Raw genomic sequence first — 15,694 nt, forward strand, 5'->3', positions numbered from 1 at the left:
CAGAATACAGGGGCGGGCGGGAAGGGCCCGAAACGGTGCGCGCGCGGTTCCCGCTAGAACAGCGCGGCCTGCAGTGCAGGGACGGCTGTGCGGAAGGAACCGTACTGCAGCCGGCGGCCCTTCAGCCGGGACAGGTCCGCTGCAAACAGGGTTTCTTCGCCGTCCACCCGGACCAGGGCCGTTGCGCCCAGGACGGCCTGGATGACCATGCCGTGCTCTCCGGATGCCGGGTCGCACGGATACAGTTCGCACGGCGTTTCCAGCACGGTGGCGAACTGGGCCGGTGGTTCCCAGACTTCGTCGGCCGTCCGGAAACCGGTAACCGCCACGTCCGGCAGCATGGAACGCACCGACTCCGCGGCCTCGGCGTTGCGGGCGTCCAGTTCCGCGGCGGCCAGGGGCCGGGCCAGCGCCGCCGTTTTGGTTCCCGCCCGGACTGCCTGCTGCAGGCCGACCACGGCCGTCACGGCGTCTTCGAGCACCCGCACCACCAGTCCGTCGCCGGCACGGGCGACATATCGGGCACGGACGGCCCCCTGCTCAACCAGGCGGAGCTGCTTGCGCCCGTCCGCTGCAGTGCCGACCTTGGTGGATCCGTCGGCGAAAGTGGCCACGTACAGCCAGTGCGGCTGATCCAGGTAGCGCCGGAGCGCGTCGGGGATGCTGTCCACCCGATGGCTGTTGTGGATGCCGCGCACCTCGTCCCGGATGAAGCAGCTGCTGCACTGATAACCGCGCTCGGCAGGAGCCTGGCCAGGACAGGGAGTGTGGGACTGGACGCCGTCGTCGTTCACCTGCCAGGAGCCGAGGCAGAACTTTTCGTTGCCGTTGGCGTCCGCCAGGACACGGAACCGTAGTTCGGTGCCCGGAGCGAGCGGCTGCTTTTCGGCCTGCCCGTTGGGAAGGTGCAGTGCCAGGTTCGGGCCGGACGTGTCCCAGGAGGTCCCCGAACACAGGAACCTGCCGGCGTCGGCGGATGCTGCGGTGCCCCCGGCTGCAGGCATGGTGGACCTCCCGGATAACGCCAAAAGGGTGGGATAACGTTTTTCACGTTACCCCACCCTTCGGCGGTGTTTCGGGAGGTGTCAGGCGTGCTGGCCCGCGTGTTCCCCTTCGGCGATTTCCTCAACGAGCTTGTCGTTGAAAGCCGGCAGATCGTCCGGGTTGCGGCTGGTGACGAACCCCTGGTCCACCACCACTTCCTCGTCGGTCCAGTTCGCGCCGGCGTTCTTCAGGTCCGTTGCCAGCGTGTGGTAGGACGTCAGGTCGCGGCCCTTGACGACGCCGGCCTCGATCAGCAGCCACGGGCCGTGGCAGATGGAAGCCACGGGCTTGTGCGCCTCGAAGAAGGCACGGGCAAACTGCTGGGCGTTCTTGTCCACGCGGAGGAAGTCTGCGTTGACGACGCCGCCGGGCAGGACGAGTGCGTCGAAGTCGCTTGCGTCGGCGTCGGCCACGTCCAGGTCGACGGTGAAGGTTTCACCCTTGTCCATGCCATCGAAGCCCTGGACGGTGCCCTTCTTCGGGGACACGAGGACCGGCTCGCCGCCGGCGTTCTTGACTGCTTCCCAGGGGCTGGTCAACTCAATCTGCTCCACGCCGTCGGTGAGGAGGAAAGCGACCTTCTTGCCGGAAATATCGTGCTCTGCCATGGTGACTCCGTTCGTTTCAGCTGCGGCCGGAAAACCTGCGGGCCGCAGCGATGCTTCTACGGTGGTGGTGCCTGGATCGGGAAACCTTTCGGTTTCCCGCTACGCCCACCCTATGGAGAACCGGCAATGATAAGCAACCTTAGTGGACTGTCGGAGCGGCGCGGCGGTGCGCGGCCACCGGCCCGGGGCAAACAAAAAGGGCAGGTACCGGAAGATTGAAATCTCCAGGACCTGCCCTGTTTGTAGCGGTGGGGAGGCTCGATCTCCCGACCTCACGATTATGAGTCGTGCGCTCTAACCAACTGAGCTACACCGCCAAAATGAGTAAAGCCCGCCCTACATAGGCCTCTGCAAAAACAAACAGCCTTAGCAACGCGGGCCCTCCCATTGAGAGCCCCGACCGGGAATCGATCCCGGGACCTCCATCTTACCAAGATGGCGCTCTACCACTGAGCTATCGGGGCAACGACATAAAACTCTACCAGCACTTTTCAGGAACATGAAATCGAGATGGACCGTTTGGCCCAAGGTGACCAGCGACACTTTCTGCCCGCCCGACACGCCGTTCCGTGCGGCAAAAAAGGTCAAATCCTGCCCTGTTTATCAGTATGCTTATGCTACGAGAAAGCGAGGGCACGTGAGCATAGTGCCGAACCATGTTTCAGAAGGTCTCTTCCTGGGTGGAAGATACCGGCTCCTGAATCAAATCGGGGCAGGTGCCATGGGCACCGTCCACCGGGCCAAGGACGAGTTCCTGGACCGGGACGTAGCGGTGAAGATCATCCGCCCGTCAGCCACCAGTGAGATCGACCTGCGGCGCAGTGACGCCGAGGCCAAGATCCTGGCGCGCCTGAACCACCACAGCCTGGTCACCCTGCTGGATGCCGGATCGGACACGTCCAACCCGGAATCGCCGCTGATCTACCTCGTGATGGAACTTGTCCAGGGCCTCGATCTGCGCGAACGGCTGAAAGAGGGCCGGCTGCCCCGCCGCCAGGCCGCGATGCTCGGCTACGACCTCGCCATCGGACTGGAGTACATCCACGACAACGGCGTGGTGCACCGGGACGTCAAGCCCGCGAACATCATGCTGTTCGACTACCGCAGCGCCGATGCCCGGCTCCGGGCCAAGCTCACCGACTTCGGCGTTGCCTTCGTGTCCGGCGACCCGCAGTCGCAGCACGGCACCTTCTCCGGCACCGCGGCGTTCATGAGCCCCGAGCAGGCCCGCGGCGAACAGGCCGGACCGTCCAGCGATGTGTATTCGCTGGGCCTGGTACTGCTGCAGTGCCTCACGGGAGAGCCGGCCTTCCCCGGCCCCGCCCTGGAGAGTGCCCTCGCGCGCCTTCTCCGGGACCCTGAGATCCCCGCAGAGCTGGGAGCGGACTGGGTGTCCCTGCTGCGCGCCATGACCGCTCAGGACGCTGCAGGGCGTCCCAGCGCCCACGACGTCTCCCAGGTCCTGTATGACATGATCATCGCCGCGCGCGGCCGGCACCGGGTTGACCCGGAGATCCTGCCCGCCGACGAAGCCCAGCGGATGGACGCGGTCCGCCGCTATGACCTGCTGGACACTCCCCCTGACGGTGCCTTCGACCGGGTCACGGCCCTGGCCTCCCGCCTCTTCGACGTCCCCGTGGCAATCGTCAGCGTGGTGGACACCGACCGGATCTGGTTCAAGTCCCACCACGGCACCGACGCCGTCGAGATCGGCCGCGATCCCGGCCTGTGCGCCTCCGCCATCCTGCAGGACAGCGTGTATGTGGTCGACGACGCCCGGCAGGATCCGCGAACGCTGGCCAACCCGCTGGTGGCCGGAGACTTCGGCCTGCAGTTCTACGCCGGCGTTCCGCTGCAGACCAGTGACGGGTTCAATCTGGGCACGCTCTGCATCCTGGATACGAAGACGCGCACTTTCTCCCCCGAGGATGCGGCAACACTCTCGGACCTGGCCGCGATTGTTATGAATGACCTGGAAATGCGCCTCGAAAGCCGCCGCGCAGGCGGGTCGGTCCACTAGCCGGAGCTGCAACCCGGCGCCACAGGGCATAACAAGAAGGACGCCTCCCGCAGCGGGAGGCGTCCTTCTTGTTATACGGAGTTGCGCTGCGGCGCCTTAGGTTCCGGCGCCGCAGGCTTCCTAGTCGCGGAAGCGGGGCTTGCGGGCACCGGCAGCGGCGCTGTCGCGGAAGCCGCCTTCACGCTTCTTGAACGGGCGGTCGCTGCCGCGGTCCCCGAAGGAACGCTCGCCGTCGCGCTTCTTGAAATCCTTCTTGAATCCGCCACGGTCGGCGCGGTCGTTGAAGCTGCCGCCGCCTTCACGCTCGCGGGCCGGCTTGCGTCCCTTGTCCAGCTCGAGGTGGATCAGTTCGCCGCCGATCCGGGTGCGGGACAGGGCGCGCAGCTGGTCCTTGGACAGATCTGCAGGCAGTTCCACCAGGGTGTGGTCTGCACGGATGTCGATGCCGCCGATCTGCGCGGAGGACAGGCCGCCCTCGTTGGCGATGGCGCCGACAATCGAACCGGGCAGCACGCGCTGGCGGCGGCCGACGGCGATGCGGTACGTTGCATTGCCTTCGGTCAGCGGGCGCGTCGGGCCGCGTGAGCCGACGCCGTCGTTGCGGCCTTCGGAACGCTCGCGCTGGCGGGCGGGAGCCTGTGCGACTTCCTGCAGCAGCAGCGGGCGTCCGGCCTGTGCCATGACGGCAAGGGCTGCGGCAACCTCTTCGGCGGGCACGTCGTGCTCGGCGATGTACTTGGTGACCAGGTCCTTGAATACCGAGATGTCTTCGGAAGTACGGGTTTCCGTGATCTTCTCGGAGAACTTGGCCAGGCGCTTCTCGTTGACGATGTCGACGCTGGGAAGCTGCATGTGCTCAACCGGCTGGCGTGTTGCCTTTTCAATGGCCCGCAGCAGGTACTTCTCGCGCGGGGTCATGAACAGGATGGCGTCGCCGGTGCGTCCTGCACGGCCGGTGCGGCCGATGCGGTGGACGTAGGACTCGGTGTCGTGCGGGATGTCGTAGTTGACGACGTGGCTGATGCGCTCGACGTCGAGGCCGCGGGCGGCAACATCCGTGGCAACCAGGATGTCGATCTTGCCGTCGCGGAGGGCCTCGACCGTGCGCTCACGCTGCTGCTGCGGGATGTCGCCGTTGATGGCGGCGGCGCTGTAGCCGCGGTCCTTGAGCTTGTCAGCCAGGTCTTCGGTGGCCGCCTTGGTCCGGACGAACGCGATAACGCCGTCGAACTCTTCGGTTTCCAGGATGCGGGTCATTGCATCCAGCTTGTGCGGGCCCATGACCTGCACGTAGCGCTGGCGGGTATTCGCACCGGTGGTGGTCTTGGACTTGACCGTGATTTCCGCAGCGTTGTTCAGGTACTTCTTGGCAATCTTGCGGATGGCCGGCGGCATGGTGGCGGAGAACAGTGCAACCTGCTTGCTCGCCGGAGTGGAGGAAAGGATCTGCTCCACGTCTTCGGCGAAGCCCATGCGCAGCATTTCGTCAGCCTCATCGAGCACCAGGTACTCGAGGTTGGACAGGTTCAGGGAACCCTTGGCGATGTGGTCAATCACACGGCCGGGGGTGCCCACAACAACCTGGGCGCCGCGGCGAAGGCCGTTGAGCTGGGGGCCGTAGGCGGAACCGCCGTAGACGGGAAGCACGGTGATGCCATCCATGTGGACGGCGTAGGAAGTGAAGGCTTCTGCAGACTGCAGGGCCAGTTCACGGGTGGGTGCAAGCACCAGCACCTGGGTGTCCTTGGTTGCCGGGCGGCCGGCGAGCAGGGACAGGGCCGGAACGGCGAATGCCGCGGTCTTGCCGGTACCCGTCTGGGCCAGGCCGACGACGTCGCGGCCTTCGAGCAGCAGGGGGATGGTAGCTGCCTGGATGGGAGACGGCGTTACGTAGCCGACATCCTTCAGGGCTGCCAGGACGCGCTCGTCCAATCCGAAGTCACTGAACAGCACGGTGTTCTCTTCGGTTTCGGGAGCGGCATTTTCGACGTTGGTGTTTTCCAGCGTGGCTTCAGACAAGAGGTAATCCTCATTCAATCGGGACCGGGCAACCAATAGGCTGCAGGACGTAAGTCCGGCGCTGTTGCAATCCCAGGCAGGACTTTCCGTCACAGCTGTGGGCCGATTTCACTGGATTGTGCCTACGACCGGTGTGACGATTTCTTTGCCGGCGCTCCCCGAAAGATGAATCTGCCCGCATTAGATGCGAGCCCCAACACAACGAACCGTACGGATTGAACCGTAGGAAATAAGGGAATACCGGAGTGGGGGATGTTTTCCAGTGTACGGCATCCCGGCGCCCGGTGCGTGGTCGGAGCCGGTGAGCTTGCGCACAGGCGCTGTGCGCAGGGCTGCGCACAGGGCTAACCCGCGGCCGGCACTGCCGCCGTGGACCGCACTGCTTTGGCCGACATGGTGCGCAGGACCTTGAGTATTTCCGGTGACAGCGTGATCTCGCCGGCGCTCCGGGACGCCTGCAGCGCCGCCGCCTGATCGGCGTCGAGGCCACGGAAGACGTCGCGGACACTCACGCCATGGCTGGGTGCGGTCACCACTTCCACCGTGTCCCCCGCAGCGATGCTGCCGCGGCGGCGGACCCGCAGATAGGTGCCCACCCGGCCGGCCTCCGCGAAGCGGCGCTGCCAGTTCGGCACCTCCATCCGCCGCTGGAAGTTGCGGCACGGGGTGCGGGGGCAGGTCACCTCCAGCTCGACGTCGGCACCGATCCGCCACCGCTCGCCGATCAGGGCGGCAGTGGCGTCAATACCGTCCAGCCGCAGGTTTTCGCCGAACAGTCCGGGCGGGATCTCCCGTCCCAGTTCCCGGGCCCAGTACTCGGCGTCGTCCTGGGAATAGGCATAGATTGCCTTGGATTCGCCGCCGTGATGCTTGCGGCTGGCCTGCAGGTCTCCGGTCAGCCCCAGGGGATGGACCTTTACCGGTCCTGCCACGGCACGCTTGTCGATGGCAGTGACGCCGGTGGCGTCCTTCGTGGGCAGAAGGCCGTGCAGCAGGCATACGGCGAGCAGGGAACCGGTTCTCATGCCAGCAGTCTAGGGCTGCGGCTCCGTGGCCCGCTGCAACCCGGGCGGATTGTTTCGCCACCACTGGCGCGGGCGGCTGCCCCAATAGTCGACGTACCACCAGGCCAGCAGCCCGATGCCCCAGAAGACACCGGCGCTGGAGGCCATCAGCCACGGCTCGGGCAGCTGGGAGTCCAGGTTGGGCGCATTGAACAGTTCGCCGATGGTCTTGGGCGAGTATATGAAGATCACCAGCGAGGAGGCCAGCAGGAGGAACCCGGTGATCTTCAGTCTCCGGCGCTCCGGCTCCACATCCATCACGTTCCGGGCCAGGACAGGGATGAAGAGGGCCACCCAGACCCAGTGGTGCGACCAGGAGACGGGGGAAATCAAGAGCATCAGCAGCGCGGTGACTGCCAGTGCGGTGAAGGTCTGCCCGCGGTTGCCGGCAATGCGGATGACGACGGCGGCAGCGGCGACAGCCAGCAGTGACAGGAGAAGCCACGGAAGGTCGACGGGGAAATCCGGGCCGCCGAAGTGCAGGATCGCGCCCTTGATCGAGAGGTTGTCCACGTAGCCGGCACCGCCGATCCTCGAGGTGTCCGGCAGCAGGTCCAGCCAGTACGTGCGGGATTCCCGCGGAAGGATCAGGAAGCCCAGGGCGAAGGTTGAGAGGAAGCCGTAGGTCATGTTGCGCAGCCCGCGCCAGTCGCCCCGCGCCAGGAAGTACAGACCGAAAACCAGCGGGGTGAGTTTCAGTCCGGCCGCCACCCCGGTCAGCAGACCTGTGGGCCAGCTTTCCTTCTTGATCACGAAGTCGGCCATGATCAGTCCAAAGAGCAGGATGTTGATCTGCCCGAAGGCCTGCGTTTCGCGCCACGGGCCGAGCAGCACGATCAGCCCGGTGCCGGCGATCGCCAGCGGCCGGAGCCAGGGGTGGCGGAGTACATCCATTGCGCCCCGGCGGCGGAAGAAATAGCGCACTGCCCAGACGGCGGTGGCTGCGGCAATGGCGATGGAAATGCCGGTGAAGATGTTCAGCCCCACGCTCTGGCCGAACGGCGCCAGCACGGCAAAGACCAGCGCGGCAAAAGGCGGGTAGGTGAAGAGCAGGCTGCTGTCGGCGTCGTACTGGACCGACTTCGTATACAGTTCACCGGCGGCGTCGATGACGCTCTGCCCGCCGGAAAGATAGACGCTGAAGTCGAGGCCGTGGCGCGGCGACAAGTCGAAAGCTGTCCATACGAGCAACCCGGCTAATGCCAGCGCCCCCAGGGTCGCAACGGTCCGCACAAAAGCGGATCGGTGGATCTGGCCCATTGTTCTCCCTGTAAGACTGCCGGCCGCGCGCGTGGCGCTACATAGCGTTTTTTCGTCGATCTTGACACCCGCAAGTCTACCGGGCAGCCCGCTCCTCCTCCCCCGTCCGGAGGCAGGCGATAGGCTGGCCGGACCAGATCAGTAAGCGAAAGGTCCCCATGTCCCCCGCGCTTCAAGCCATCACCAATGCCCATGTGGTTCCGGTCACCGGCAGGCCCTTCGACGGCACCGTCCTCGTCGAGGACGGGCGGATCCGGGAGCTGGGCCCCGACGTCGTTGTGCCCGAAGGCGCCCAGGTGCTCGATGCCGGAGGCCAGTGGCTGCTGCCCGGGCTGGTGGATGCGCACACCCACCTCGGCGTGCATGAGGAGGGTGAAGGCTGGGCCGGCAACGATTCCAACGAGATGACGGACCCGGTGATGGCGGGCGTCCGCGCCCTGGACGCCGTCAACCCCTTTGACACAGGGTTCGACGACGCGCTGGCCGGCGGAGTGACCACGGCCAACATCAACCCCGGTTCCGGCAACCCGATCGGCGGGCAGGCAGTGGCGCTGCACACGCACGGGCGCTACTTGGAGGAAATGGTGCTGCGCGCGCCCAGCGGACTGAAGTCCGCTCTCGGAGAGAACCCGAAGCGGATCTACAGCGACAAGAAGCAGACCCCCTCCACCCGTCTGGGTACGGCGATGGTGATCCGGCAGGCCTTTATGGATGCGCAGAACTATCTGGGCAAGGCGGACCCGAACGCCCGCGACCCGCACCTTGAAGCCCTGGCCATGGTGCTGAAGCGGGAAATCCCCTGGCGGCAGCATGCCCACCGGGCGGACGATATCGGCACCGCCCTGCGGCTGGCGGACGAGTTCGGCTACGACCTGGTGCTGGACCACGGCACCGAGGCCCATCTGCTGGCCGATGTCCTGGCCGAACGCGGCGTCCCGGTGCTCATCGGTCCGCTCTTCACCACCCGCTCGAAGGTGGAGCTGCGCGGCCGCAGTATGGCCAATCCGGGGAAGCTGGCTGCTGCCGGGGTGGAGATCTCCATCATCACCGACCATCCGGTGGTCCCCATCAATTTCCTGATCTACCAAGCCGCGCTCGCGGTGAAGGAGGGACTGGACCCCGAGGAGGCACTGCGTGCCGTGACGATCAATCCCGCCCGGGTCCTGGGCCTCGCGGACCGGCTCGGTTCCCTGGCACCCGGCAAGGACGCGGATCTGGTCCTGTGGAGCGGCAATCCGCTGGACGTGATGCAGCGGGCGCTGAAGGTATGGATCGGCGGCCGGGAGGTCTACCGCTACGACCTTGACGCCCGCGAACAGATAGTGGCGCCCCGCTGATGGGACCGGGTTCCGGCACTCCCGCGCCGCGCACTCCCCCGCCTCGCACCCGCCCGCCCCGCATCATCCGGGCAGCGGCCGCCGCATGGCTCGCGGCAGCCGCGCTGGTGGCCACAGCGGGCGTCTCGTTCATCATTTCGGCCCGGACCCAGCATCAGGACAGCGCTGCGCTGACCCTGCTGGGGATCCTAGCCTTGGTGCTTGCTGCCCTGAGCGCCTACAGCGTGCTGCGCCTGCGGTCGGGTAAGCGCAGCGCCCGGGAAACACTGAGCAGTATCGGGGTGATTGCCGGGTTCCCGCTGCTCTTCCGCGGCCCGGCGTTAGTGGCCGTAGGCCTGGTGCTGCTGGCCTGCACGGCGCTGCTCTGGCTGCCGCAGAGCAGCAGGTATTTCCAGCTCCGGGACCCGAAGAAGCGCAAGGGGCGCAGGGGTACGGCTTCCTAGAGCTGGCCCAGCGCCTGGTCGAGGTCCGCAATGAGGTCCTCGACATCCTCCAGGCCCACCGAAAGCCGCAGCAGGTTCTCCGGCACGGCCAGCTCGGTGCCCTTGACCGAGGCGTGGGTCATTTCCGAGGGGTAGTTCATCAGGGACTCCACCCCGCCCAGGGATTCGGCGAGCAGGAACAGCCGGGTGGATTCGGCCACCTTCCGGGCCGCTGCCTCGCCGCCCTTGAAGGACACGGAAACCATGCCGCCGAAGTCCTTCATCTGCGCTTTGGCCAGGTCATGCCCCGGGTGCTCTTCCAGTCCCGGATACAGCACGTGCTCCACTGCAGGCTGCTCCTTCAGCCACTTCGCCACGGCCATCGCGCTGGCGGAATGCCGGTCCATCCGCACCGCCAGGGTCTTCAGGCCGCGGGTGGTCAGCCAGGCTTCCATCGGCGCGGACACAGCCCCGACAGCGAACTGGATGAATCCGACCTCCTCCGCCAGGGCGTCGTCGTTCAGGATGACGGCACCGCCTACCGCGTCGGAGTGCCCGCCGATGTACTTGGTGGTCGAGTGGACGACGACGTCGGCCCCCAGGGCCAGCGGCTGCTGCAGGTACGGGGACGCAAAGGTGTTGTCGACCACCAGGAGGGCACCGGCGTCGTGCGCTGCCTGCGCCGTTGCGGCGATGTCGCTGATCTTCATCATCGGGTTCGACGGTGTTTCGAGCCAGACAATCTTCGTGTTCCCGGCGGCGATGGCAGCCGCAACCGCGGCGGCGTCGGACATATCCACGGCAGCATTGGTGATTCCCCACTTGCCCAGCACCTTGTTGATCAGGCGGTAGGTTCCGCCGTAGGCATCGTTGCCCAGGACGATGTGGTCCCCGGGAGCCAGCAGCCCCCGGATGAGGGCGTCCTCCGCGGCCAGCCCGGAGCTGAAGGAGAAGGCATGCCTGCCGCCTTCCAGTGCAGCAAGCTGCTGCTGCAGCGAATCCCGGGTGGGGTTGGTTCCGCGGCCGTACTCATAGCCGTTGCGCAGGCCGCCGATGCCGTCCTGCGCGTAGGTGGTGCTCTGGTACAGGGGCGGAATGACTGCGCCCGTGGTGGGATCCGGTTCCTGTCCCGCATGGATGGCGCGCGTACTGAAGCTGCTCATGGTGTTCTCCTAGCGCCGGCCGGGACCGGCAGATCGGTGCAGGCAGCACCCCTGCGAAGGTGTGCCGGGGTTACAGGCTCAGGTACGAAAGTAGGTCGTGCCGGGTCAGCATGCCAACGGCTGCGCCATCGGACGTAACCATGACGGCGTCGTCCTCCTGCAGCTTGGAACGCGCGGCGGCCACGGTGTCCCCCGTACCCACCAGCTCCGGACGCGGCCCCATGTGCTCGCTGATCCGATCCGTCGGCTTGGCCTCGCCGCGGAAAAGCTTCTCCGTCAGCGAGCGCTCATCCACCGATCCGAGGACTTCGCCCAGGACCACCGGCGGTTCCTGCGAGAGGACAGGCAGATACGAGACGCCGTACTCGTTCAGGATGGCGATGACGTCCCGCACGGTTTCGTTTGGATGGGTGTGGACCAGTTCCGGCAGCGAGCCGTCCTTGGTGGCCAGCACGTCGCGGACGGTGGCCTGCTCTCCGCCGTCCTGCAGGAAACCGTAGGAGCGCATCCACTCGTCGTTGAAAATCTTGCCCATGTATCCGCGGCCGCTGTCCGGCAGCAGGACCACGACGACGTCGTCGGGCCCCAGCGAGCGCGCAGCCTCAAGTGCCGCGGTGACGGCCATGCCGGAGGACCCGCCTACCAGCAGGCCTTCCTCCCGGGCGAGGCGGCGGGTCATGGCGAAGGAGTCCGCATCCTTCACGGCAATCACCTCGTCAGGCACGGACGGATCGTAGTTGTCCGGCCACATGTCCTCCCCCACGCCTTCCACGAAATAGGGGCGGCCCGTGCCGCCGGAATACACCGAGCCGTCCGGGTCCGCGGCAATCACCCGTACCGGCCCGGAGGCACGGTCCGCGGAGACTTCCTTCAGGTAGCGTCCAGTGCCGGTAATGGTGCCGCCCGTGCCGGCGCCTGCCACGAAGTGGGTTACCCGGCCGTCTGTATCCGCCCAGATTTCCGGTCCCGTGGATTCGAAGTGGCTGGCCGGGGCCGACGGGTTGGAGAACTGGTCCGGCTTGTACGCGCCGTCGATCTCGCGCACCAGCCGGTCGGAGACTCCGTAGTAGGAGTCGGGGCTGTCCGGAGCGACCGCCGTCGGGGTGACCACCACTTCGGCACCGTAGGCACGCAGTACGTCCCGCTTCTCCACCCCCACCTTGTCCGGGGTAACGAAGATGCACTTGTAGCCCTTCTGCTGGGCCACCAACGCGAGCCCGACACCGGTGTTGCCGCTGGTGGGCTCAACCACCGTGCCGCCGGGCAGCAGCTTCCCCTCACGCTCGGCCGTGTCGATCATCTTCACGGCAATGCGGTCCTTTACGGATCCGCCCGGATTCAGGTACTCCAGCTTCACCAGGACGGTGGCACTGATGCCTTCGGTCACGTGGTGGAGCTTCACCAAGGGAGTGTTGCCGATCAGGTCCAGGACGGTATTGGCATACTTCATGTGACCCACGGTACTTCTTCCTTCCCGCTGTGGCATGGGGGGCGGAACGCGGCGTAGCAAAAGCCACATCCGGGCAGCCGGCAGTGCGGGCAGAAGCGGGGGTGGTACGTGCAACGATAGTTGCATGTCCTTCACTGCCGCTGGTCCAGCGCTGCAGCAGGCTCCCTCCGGTCTGGTGCGCTGCTGGGAGTCCCCCGCCCCGTACTGCCTGCAGACCTCGCTGCGCATCCTGGTCCGCGGTAAGCAGGATCCGACCATCCGCCTCGGCCCGGGTGTTGCCTGGCTGGCCTTCCTCACCCCGGAAGGTCCGGCCACCCTGCACCTTCGCGAGGAACCCGTCCCGGCCCCCGGCGCACGGGTCCGCGCCCAGGCCTGGGGGCCGGGTGCCCGGTGCGCGCTGGACTCGGTACCCGCCCTGCTGGGTGAACACGACGACTGGTCCGGCTTTGACGACGACCAGTTCCTCGCGACCCTGCCCCGGATGGTCACGGAGACCCGGCGCCGGAACCTCTCCCTGCGGCTGCCGAGCACGGGCCGGATCATGGACAGCCTGATCCCGGTGGTGCTGGAGCAGAAAGTCACCGTGCTGGAGGCCTACTACGCCTGGCGCTACCTGGTGACCCGCTACGGCGTTGACGCACCCGGCCCGGCGCCGTCGGGCATGAAAGCCTCCCCTGCCCCGGAGACCTGGCGGAAGATCCCCAGCTGGGACTGGCACCGGGCACGGGTGGACCTTTCCCGTTCCACCACCATCCTGCGGGCCTGTGCGCTCGCCTCGGGGCTGGAGCGGCTGGCCGGGGATCCGCTCGGCGAGGACCTGACCGCCAAGCTTTGCTCCGTTCCGGGAATCGGCGTGTGGAGCGCTGCGGAAATCACCCAGCGGACCCACGGTGCTCCGGATTCCGTCTCCGTTGGCGACTACCACCTGGCCGCCTACGTGGGCGCGGCCCTCACCGGGAAGCGGACCGACGACGCCGGCATGCTGGAGCTGCTCGCACCCTGGCGGGGACACCGCCAGCGGGTGGTGCGGATGATCATGCTCAGCGGTTACCGCAAACCCACCTACGGACCGAAGCTCGCCCCGATGGACCACCGCCGCCGCTGAGGTATCGGCAGGGTTCCGGGTCGGTTGCACGGCAATTTCCGTGGACAGTCCTATGGTGGGGGAATGGAAACCAATACCCCCATCAATCTCCGCGCCACCATGGTCCCCAACGCCGGCGAGCACATGCGCGTGAAGCTGGCCCTGGACATCGCCATTGAGCAGGTACGGACGGAACCGGGCTGCCTGCGCTACGAAATCATCGAGGACTCGGAGTCGGCAATTGTGCTGGCGGAGCAGTGGGCCTCCCGTGCGGACCTGGAGCGCCATGCCCGCGGTGCCGCCCTCCAGGACCTGCAGGAATCCCTCAGTGCCCTGCTGGCCGAACCGCTCAAGGTGGAACAGGTCTAACCCGGCGTCAGTTCGGGGCGATTGCCATCCGGTAGATGGATTCGGGTTCCGCCCCGAACCGTTTCAGCACCGCGACCACCGCTTCCTCGTGTTCCGGGTCCACTGCTGCCTGCACCCGGAACCGCTCATCGAAATCGATCAGCCGCTTTTCGCTGCGGAAAGTATCGCTCCGGATCTTCCCGGAGTAGACAGCGGTTTCGGAGAGCTCCAGGGAGCGGGCGCCGGCCATCAGCAGCGCGTCCCGCAGCCCGTCTATGCGCTCGGTGTTGACCAAGGCGCTGATGACATGGCTGGCGGCGGAGTGCCGGGCGTCGCCGCCCGGGCTTCCGTCCACCGCCGCCCGGCCCGCGGCCGTGGGCCGGGCACTGATTCCGCTGAGTGAATACGCGGACGAGTCCTGCTGGACGCGGTCCAGGTCCTCCTGCTCCGGACCCGGCTCCTTTAGCCCTATGGTCCGGGAAATGACGGCGGCAATGACCCAGCTGAGCACGAAGGAGAAGAGCACCACGGAAACGAGGGCAACACTCTGGTGCCACAGCAGCATTCCCCCGCCGCCGGAGAAGATGCCGTCATCTCCGGCCGGGTTCACTGAGCTGTCCCCGAAGAAACCCAGCAGGAAGGACCCCAGCACGCCGCCCACGAAATGGACGGCAATGACGTCCAGGGCGTCGTCGTAATGCAGGACACTCTTGAGCCGCACCGCCACCACGCACACGCAGCCCGCGATCAGTCCGATCAGCAGGGCCGCCCCGGTGCCGACATAACCGGCGCAGGGCGTGATGGTGGCCAGGCCCGCAACTGCACCGGAAATTGCTCCTACCAGAGTGCAGTGCCCTCTGGTGATCCGCTCCACGAGCAACCATGTGAGCATCGCGGCCGATCCTGCCACGTGGGTATTGATCAGTGCCTGCGCGGCAATGTCGTTGGCCTGCAGCCCGTCACCCGCGTTGAATCCGAACCACCCGAACCAGAGAATGCCGCCGCCCACCAGCATCAGCGGAAGGTTGTTGGGCGAGGTCCGCAGGTTTGGCCACCCGCGCCGCCGGCCCACCACCAGCAGCACCGCCACGGCGGCGGCACCCGCGGAGGCGTGCACCACCATGCCGCCGGCCCAGTCCTGGGCGCCAAGCTGGAACAGCCATCCCTTTGGATGCCAGAGCCAGCGCGCCACCTGCGGATAAACCAGGATGGAGAATGCGGCAAGGAAAACCACCCAGCCGGCGAACCGGAGCCTGCCGGCTGTCGCACCGGTGAGCAGTGCGGGAGTGATCACCGCGAACATCATCTGGTAGGCCACGAAGGCCAGCGTCGGAATGGTCACGCCCGCCGCAACGGTGTGGAACTGCGGAGTGTCGACGTCGATAAGCGCAAAGGCGTCGAATTCGCCGAGCACGGAGTTGCCCCCGTTGCTGAAGGCCAGGGTGTACCCGACGAGGATCCAGGTCACCGAGATGATTCCGAGCGGGATGATGTTCTGCATCAGCATGGTCAGGACGTTGCGGACGGGAACCATCCCGCCGTAGAAGAGTGCCAGGCCCGGGGTCATAAACAGCACCAGCCCGGCGCAGATCAGCACCCACGCGGTGTCCGCCCCGTTCATGCCCGGCTCCCCGGGGTGTCAGGTGTTCCGGTTCCTGCTTTGCCGATTGTTCCGCTGCTGCCGCACATACGATCCCCGCTTCCAACTCCGCTTTTATCAAGCCGTGGGCGTTCGAGTGGCGGAGGCCCGAAAAGCTGTGACGGGACCCCGGACCAATTGAGCGTACCGCCGGGCCCGGAGGCATCAGAAGGGTGCGGGCACGAAGACGGGCCGGCAGGACCGATTTGGTTTCGGTCCTGCCGGCCGTGCTGCTG

General features: G+C 66.5%; 13 protein-coding genes and 2 tRNA genes. 5 read left to right on the plus strand and 10 right to left on the minus strand.

The window, feature by feature from the left end; genetic code table 11:
* Positions 1–53: 53 nt before the first annotated feature.
* From N2L00_RS12665 to N2L00_RS12680, 4 genes are all read right to left on the minus strand, one after another.
* Complete coding sequence (locus N2L00_RS12665; RefSeq protein WP_255764922.1) at positions 54–1,004, minus strand: DUF2797 domain-containing protein; 951 nt, start codon at positions 1,002–1,004, stop codon at positions 54–56.
* A gap of 81 nt (positions 1,005–1,085) precedes the next feature.
* Positions 1,086–1,652 (minus strand): type 1 glutamine amidotransferase domain-containing protein, encoded by a 567-nt coding sequence (locus tag N2L00_RS12670; RefSeq protein WP_255764923.1) that lies wholly within the window; start codon positions 1,650–1,652, stop codon positions 1,086–1,088.
* Positions 1,653–1,895: 243 nt separating this feature from the next.
* Positions 1,896–1,969: transfer RNA gene (locus tag N2L00_RS12675), tRNA-Met, on the minus strand.
* 75 nt (positions 1,970–2,044) lie between these two features.
* A tRNA-Thr gene (locus N2L00_RS12680) sits at positions 2,045–2,116 on the minus strand.
* Between the two features lie 182 nt (positions 2,117–2,298).
* On the opposite strand from N2L00_RS12680, the gene N2L00_RS12685 reads away from it, so the two are divergent.
* Positions 2,299–3,672: a protein kinase domain-containing protein gene (locus N2L00_RS12685; protein WP_255765703.1), complete on the plus strand. Its 1,374-nt coding sequence runs from the start codon at positions 2,299–2,301 to the stop codon at positions 3,670–3,672.
* Positions 3,673–3,792: 120 nt separating this feature from the next.
* Here N2L00_RS12685 and N2L00_RS12690 read toward each other — a convergent pair whose 3' ends face one another.
* From N2L00_RS12690 to N2L00_RS12700, 3 genes are all read right to left on the minus strand, one after another.
* On the minus strand, positions 3,793–5,691 hold the full coding sequence (locus tag N2L00_RS12690; protein ID WP_304659652.1) for a DEAD/DEAH box helicase: 1,899 nt from the start codon (positions 5,689–5,691) through the stop codon (positions 3,793–3,795).
* 344 nt (positions 5,692–6,035) lie between these two features.
* Positions 6,036–6,716 (minus strand): MOSC domain-containing protein, encoded by a 681-nt coding sequence (locus N2L00_RS12695; RefSeq protein WP_255764924.1) that lies wholly within the window; start codon positions 6,714–6,716, stop codon positions 6,036–6,038.
* 9 nt (positions 6,717–6,725) lie between these two features.
* On the minus strand, positions 6,726–8,015 hold the full coding sequence (locus N2L00_RS12700) for a glycosyltransferase 87 family protein (RefSeq protein ID WP_255862627.1): 1,290 nt from the start codon (positions 8,013–8,015) through the stop codon (positions 6,726–6,728).
* 158 nt (positions 8,016–8,173) lie between these two features.
* On the opposite strand from N2L00_RS12700, the gene N2L00_RS12705 reads away from it, so the two are divergent.
* Positions 8,174–9,352, plus strand: coding sequence for an amidohydrolase (locus N2L00_RS12705; protein ID WP_255862626.1), 1,179 nt, complete (start codon positions 8,174–8,176; stop codon positions 9,350–9,352).
* A complete protein-coding gene (locus N2L00_RS12710) occupies positions 9,352–9,795 on the plus strand; it encodes a hypothetical protein (protein ID WP_255764927.1) in 444 nt (147 codons plus the stop codon). The genes N2L00_RS12705 and N2L00_RS12710 overlap by 1 nt, the downstream gene beginning before the upstream one ends.
* On the opposite strand, the gene N2L00_RS12715 is transcribed toward N2L00_RS12710, so the two are convergent.
* Positions 9,792–10,937, minus strand: coding sequence for a cystathionine gamma-synthase (locus N2L00_RS12715; protein ID WP_255764928.1), 1,146 nt, complete (start codon positions 10,935–10,937; stop codon positions 9,792–9,794). The genes N2L00_RS12710 and N2L00_RS12715 overlap by 4 nt on opposite strands.
* 70 nt (positions 10,938–11,007) lie before the next feature.
* Positions 11,008–12,387, minus strand: coding sequence for a cystathionine beta-synthase (locus N2L00_RS12720; protein ID WP_255862625.1), 1,380 nt, complete (start codon positions 12,385–12,387; stop codon positions 11,008–11,010).
* Positions 12,388–12,511: 124 nt separating this feature from the next.
* Between N2L00_RS12720 and N2L00_RS12725 the strand changes: the two genes are divergently transcribed.
* Positions 12,512–13,492, plus strand: coding sequence for a DNA-3-methyladenine glycosylase (locus N2L00_RS12725; protein ID WP_255862624.1), 981 nt, complete (start codon positions 12,512–12,514; stop codon positions 13,490–13,492).
* Between the two features lie 63 nt (positions 13,493–13,555).
* Positions 13,556–13,840 carry a putative quinol monooxygenase gene (locus N2L00_RS12730; protein WP_255862623.1) on the plus strand — a complete coding sequence of 95 codons (285 nt, stop codon included), beginning with the start codon at positions 13,556–13,558 and terminating at the stop codon, positions 13,838–13,840.
* A 7-nt stretch (positions 13,841–13,847) separates the two neighbouring features.
* Here the strand turns inward: N2L00_RS12730 and N2L00_RS12735 are convergent, their stop codons facing one another.
* On the minus strand, positions 13,848–15,440 hold the full coding sequence (locus N2L00_RS12735; RefSeq protein WP_255862622.1) for an ammonium transporter: 1,593 nt from the start codon (positions 15,438–15,440) through the stop codon (positions 13,848–13,850).
* Between the last annotated feature and the right edge of the window lie 254 nt (positions 15,441–15,694).

Origin of the sequence: Arthrobacter sp. zg-Y1171, assembly GCF_025244845.1 — a bacterium.
GTDB lineage: Bacteria > Actinomycetota > Actinomycetes > Actinomycetales > Micrococcaceae > Arthrobacter_B.

Coding starts and splice junctions, on each gene's coding strand:
- N2L00_RS12665 (WP_255764922.1), bottom strand. CDS start 1,004: ATGCCTGCAGCCGGGGGCACCGCAGCATCCGCCGACGCCGGCAGGTTC.
- N2L00_RS12670 (WP_255764923.1), bottom strand. CDS start 1,652: ATGGCAGAGCACGATATTTCCGGCAAGAAGGTCGCTTTCCTCCTCACC.
- N2L00_RS12695 (WP_255764924.1), bottom strand. CDS start 6,716: ATGAGAACCGGTTCCCTGCTCGCCGTATGCCTGCTGCACGGCCTTCTG.
- N2L00_RS12700 (WP_255862627.1), bottom strand. CDS start 8,015: ATGGGCCAGATCCACCGATCCGCTTTTGTGCGGACCGTTGCGACCCTG.
- N2L00_RS12705 (WP_255862626.1), top strand. CDS start 8,174: ATGTCCCCCGCGCTTCAAGCCATCACCAATGCCCATGTGGTTCCGGTC.
- N2L00_RS12710 (WP_255764927.1), top strand. CDS start 9,352: ATGGGACCGGGTTCCGGCACTCCCGCGCCGCGCACTCCCCCGCCTCGC.
- N2L00_RS12715 (WP_255764928.1), bottom strand. CDS start 10,937: ATGAGCAGCTTCAGTACGCGCGCCATCCATGCGGGACAGGAACCGGAT.
- N2L00_RS12720 (WP_255862625.1), bottom strand. CDS start 12,387: ATGAAGTATGCCAATACCGTCCTGGACCTGATCGGCAACACTCCCTTG.
- N2L00_RS12725 (WP_255862624.1), top strand. CDS start 12,512: ATGTCCTTCACTGCCGCTGGTCCAGCGCTGCAGCAGGCTCCCTCCGGT.
- N2L00_RS12730 (WP_255862623.1), top strand. CDS start 13,556: ATGGAAACCAATACCCCCATCAATCTCCGCGCCACCATGGTCCCCAAC.
- N2L00_RS12735 (WP_255862622.1), bottom strand. CDS start 15,440: ATGAACGGGGCGGACACCGCGTGGGTGCTGATCTGCGCCGGGCTGGTG.